Annotated in this window: 4 protein-coding genes; 3 read left to right on the plus strand and 1 reads right to left on the minus strand. The window is 44.5% G+C overall.

All coding sequences use genetic code 11. From position 1 onward, the window contains the following. Positions 1 to 134 precede the first annotated feature (134 nt). Positions 135 to 269 (plus strand): hypothetical protein, encoded by a 135-nt coding sequence (locus QT231_RS24120; RefSeq protein ID WP_308339310.1) that lies wholly within the window; start codon positions 135 to 137, stop codon positions 267 to 269. 37 nt (positions 270 to 306) lie between these two features. Here the strand turns inward: QT231_RS24120 and QT231_RS24125 are convergent, their stop codons facing one another. Further along, a complete protein-coding gene (locus QT231_RS24125; protein ID WP_308339311.1) occupies positions 307 to 807 on the minus strand; it encodes a hypothetical protein in 501 nt (166 codons plus the stop codon). A gap of 190 nt (positions 808 to 997) precedes the next feature. Here QT231_RS24125 and QT231_RS24130 point away from each other — a divergent pair, with 190 nt between their 5' ends. Both QT231_RS24130 and QT231_RS24135 read left to right on the plus strand, forming a co-directional pair. Continuing rightward, on the plus strand, positions 998 to 1348 hold the full coding sequence (locus tag QT231_RS24130; protein ID WP_308339312.1) for a hypothetical protein: 351 nt from the start codon (positions 998 to 1000) through the stop codon (positions 1346 to 1348). Positions 1349 to 1557: 209 nt separating this feature from the next. Continuing rightward, complete coding sequence (locus tag QT231_RS24135) at positions 1558 to 2985, plus strand: P-loop NTPase fold protein (protein ID WP_308339313.1); 1428 nt, start codon at positions 1558 to 1560, stop codon at positions 2983 to 2985. Positions 2986 to 3269: the final 284 nt, after the last annotated feature.

The following is a 3269-nucleotide window of genomic DNA, read 5'->3' on the forward strand; positions in this document are numbered from 1 at the left end:
TCGTTGCCAAGTTGAACAACCGCCCCAGAAAACGCTTGGGGTATCGGACACCGGCACAAGTGTTCCTGGGAGAGTATTCAGGGGCGCTGAAAACCGCAGGTGCTGCGCTTAATGTTTGAATTCAGGAGCAAAAGGTGGCCATCATCAAAGATACGATGGCCACCAAAGAGAGCTTGGCAAAAGTCGAGACCAACATCATTAAGTGGAACGTGGGTACCATTGTCGCCGTTTCCGCGTTGGTATTTGCCATTATCCGTTTCGCGGGCTGAGCCTTACTAGATCCTTCACGCCACATCCCCTCGTATGTTATCCGCCTAATACTACCCCTAGCGCTGCTACCAGCGCTGGGTGCTTAGACATTTCCCATACGCTAGCTTTCCATTGGCTCTTTTGCTCTGGTGGAATGTTTTGTGAGTGGTCGATTGCCTGCTCTAGCTGCTGGAAGTAATGATTAACCTCAGTATTTTGTACGGATACTCGAGCCTGCCCGCCGGTAGTGGCAATAGCTGACTGGTTAAACGAACCGCTAAAGTTATTGTTTACAGTTTGGGGTGGCTGCTTGGGTACACCGATATCGCGTGGCTCTAGAACTTCAATACCGCGTGGTGTGAGCCGTGCACCAGCGCAGCCTATGACTGTATCAATGACGCCCTGCTCATGCAGCATTCCAACAGCGCTGGCTATTCTATCCCATGGTATCCCTAGCTCATTTTCTAAAGAGGTTAGGTTTACCATGCCGTTATTGCCAAGCTCGTACTCATTAAGCAATTTATTGGCAACTGCTTGTTTTATATCCTGTGTTTTCACTGCTCACCCCGTCAGCACTAATGATATTAACCCTAAGTAAGGTTGCGCGGCCTGCGCGCTAGCTGAGTATACCCATCAAAACTATAACTCTTGTTGTCTGCTGTCAATTTATACAGTATTAGCAGCCAGGGAAGCGACAGGCAAACGCTAATATACGTCGCTTAATGTGGAGCAAGCACAGGGCAACAGCATGCGAGTGAATTACTTAGGGCCAGCAGTGGTGAGCGTGGAGCACCCAGCAGTGGCCGAAATGGACAGGCGAAAATTTCCACCCAGCTGCTTTCTGGTGGAGATTAGCGAGGATGCACGCCCAGGCGGGCTTTGGATGGAGGACGATGTGCTGGTGGTGGATGAGGCGCGTTCGTTTGGCCATGCCGATTTGGTAGTGGCAGAAGTAGAAGGCGAGTACCGGTTATTCAAAGCCCACCGCGTGGGTAGCCGCTGCCGGTTACTGCCCACCAGCGGCGGGCAGGGGTGTTTTATCACCGCAAAGCAGTATCGAGGGGTGGTGGTCAGGCAAGCCAGGTGTTGGGCGGTGTAGGTGGTATTACATTGCGTAACGGGAAATAACTTGTTTGCAACTTAGCCAAACTTTGCCATAGTGAAAGTGTCGCCTAATAGCACGCGTTGCGGTAACGTTTCGCCAGAAGATTGCGGCAATAGAAAACACCCCCGGCCATGTGGAGTGGTCGGGGGTTTTGTGTTAATTGGATAGGGTACTGCAACAATAATTACCAGGTAGGGGAAGTTATGAGTGCTTGGGAAGGGGATTTGCTTGGACGTGCTGAAGTAGCTGAATTTCTTCAAAATTTATTAGAAAATGATAATGACGACATCAAAGTCGTCAACATAGACTCCCCATGGGGCACTGGTAAAACGTTTTTCTTAGAGCGTTGGTGTAAGCACTTAAGTGATGAAAGAGGTGTGGTTTATTTTAATGCGTGGGAAAAGGACTACACCGGCGACCCCTTCATTTCTTTGGTATCTGCGATTCGTGACCAGCTTAAAGTGCAAAGAAGTATGTCGGGTGACATAGAGGATACGATCAAGGATTTCACGACCAAAGCCAAAAATATCTTTCTGAGCACTGCTCCAGGGTTGACCAAGTTGGTTAGCAAAGGCCTGTTGAAAAAGCTTATCGCTGTGGAGGGCGAGGAACTTGCTGCCACGCTCGAAGCCGTTACTGATGAAGTGGCAGATAAGGCTGTTGAAGCTTTGATTGTGAATAGCGAGAAAGATCACGAAGCAGTTAAACAGTTTAGAGAGGTTTTTGAAAAGCTGGTAACAGAAGTTTCGGCTGAAAAAAGCACTGAGAATGGAAGTTTCCCTGTTTATGTGTTTATTGATGAGTTGGATCGTTGTAGGCCGACATATGCTATAGAGTTGCTGGAACGTATTAAGCATTTTTTTGATGTCCCAGGTTGTATATTTATTATTGCTACAGATACGAAGCAATTAGGCCATTCTATTAAGGCAGTCTATGGGGGAGGGTTTGATTCTTTTGAGTATTTAAAGCGTTTTTTTGATATTACTTACTCATTGGATAATTCTGATGTTGAGTTATGGGTAAGTGCTAATTTCGATATTCCAAAAAACAAGGGCTATAATTGTCTAGAGTTAACTAGAAATTATAATACTAATCGCCAGGATATGGCTTGGGCTTCGAATAAAAAACAGGTTCCACCTGATGAAAATGCTGTGGTATGTGAAAATGCAGACCTAAATGAAATGCAAATAATTTTTGTTTCTTTATTCAAGACTTTCAGGGTTTCTTTGAGAGATTTGATGAAAATAAGAAGTCATATAAAAGCTTCTATTTCAAGTTTAACAAGGTCTGAGATTCACTTTTTTTTGTTGTGTTACTTGGTTTTTTTAAAAAACTCTGATGTTGATTTATACAAAAATTTTATTAAAGGGGATGAAAAGATTTTTATTGAAAGTGCCAATAAAAAATACCCACCTTGGAGTCTTTATTTTATAACAAAATCAGTTTCTGTTCATGATATTGCCCTTTGCTATTTGAATGCAAGTAAATCTAACCCGAATGATTTGCGTGAGCGTCTAAATAAAAATTTAGATAGATTAAATTATCAGGTTAAAATATTATTAGATGCTTGTAATGGAGAGGACTATTCAAAATATTTTAAGTTGGTAGATCTGGCTATTCAGATCAAGTGACGTGGATGTAAGTATATAAGAAGTAATTGATGGGTGTTGAAACTAAAACCCCCGGCCATGTGAAGCGGCCGGGGGGGGGGTTGTTTATGGTTACTGAATGGCTTTTTTCCGCCCCTTTAGCTTGGGGGCTCTTACCCAGGTCAGGTCGTAGTGCATGGGTAAGCGCGCCATAAAACCCATCTACCCACCTTAACGTTGGCTGATCACACTGATGGTCTCTTTAATTTTGGAGATCATCATGAGCCGCGAACTCAATCCCACTCAAGCGTTTTGGTTAGGCCACC

Source organism: Halomonas sp. SpR1 (assembly GCF_031010175.1).
Lineage (GTDB): Bacteria > Pseudomonadota > Gammaproteobacteria > Pseudomonadales > Halomonadaceae > Vreelandella.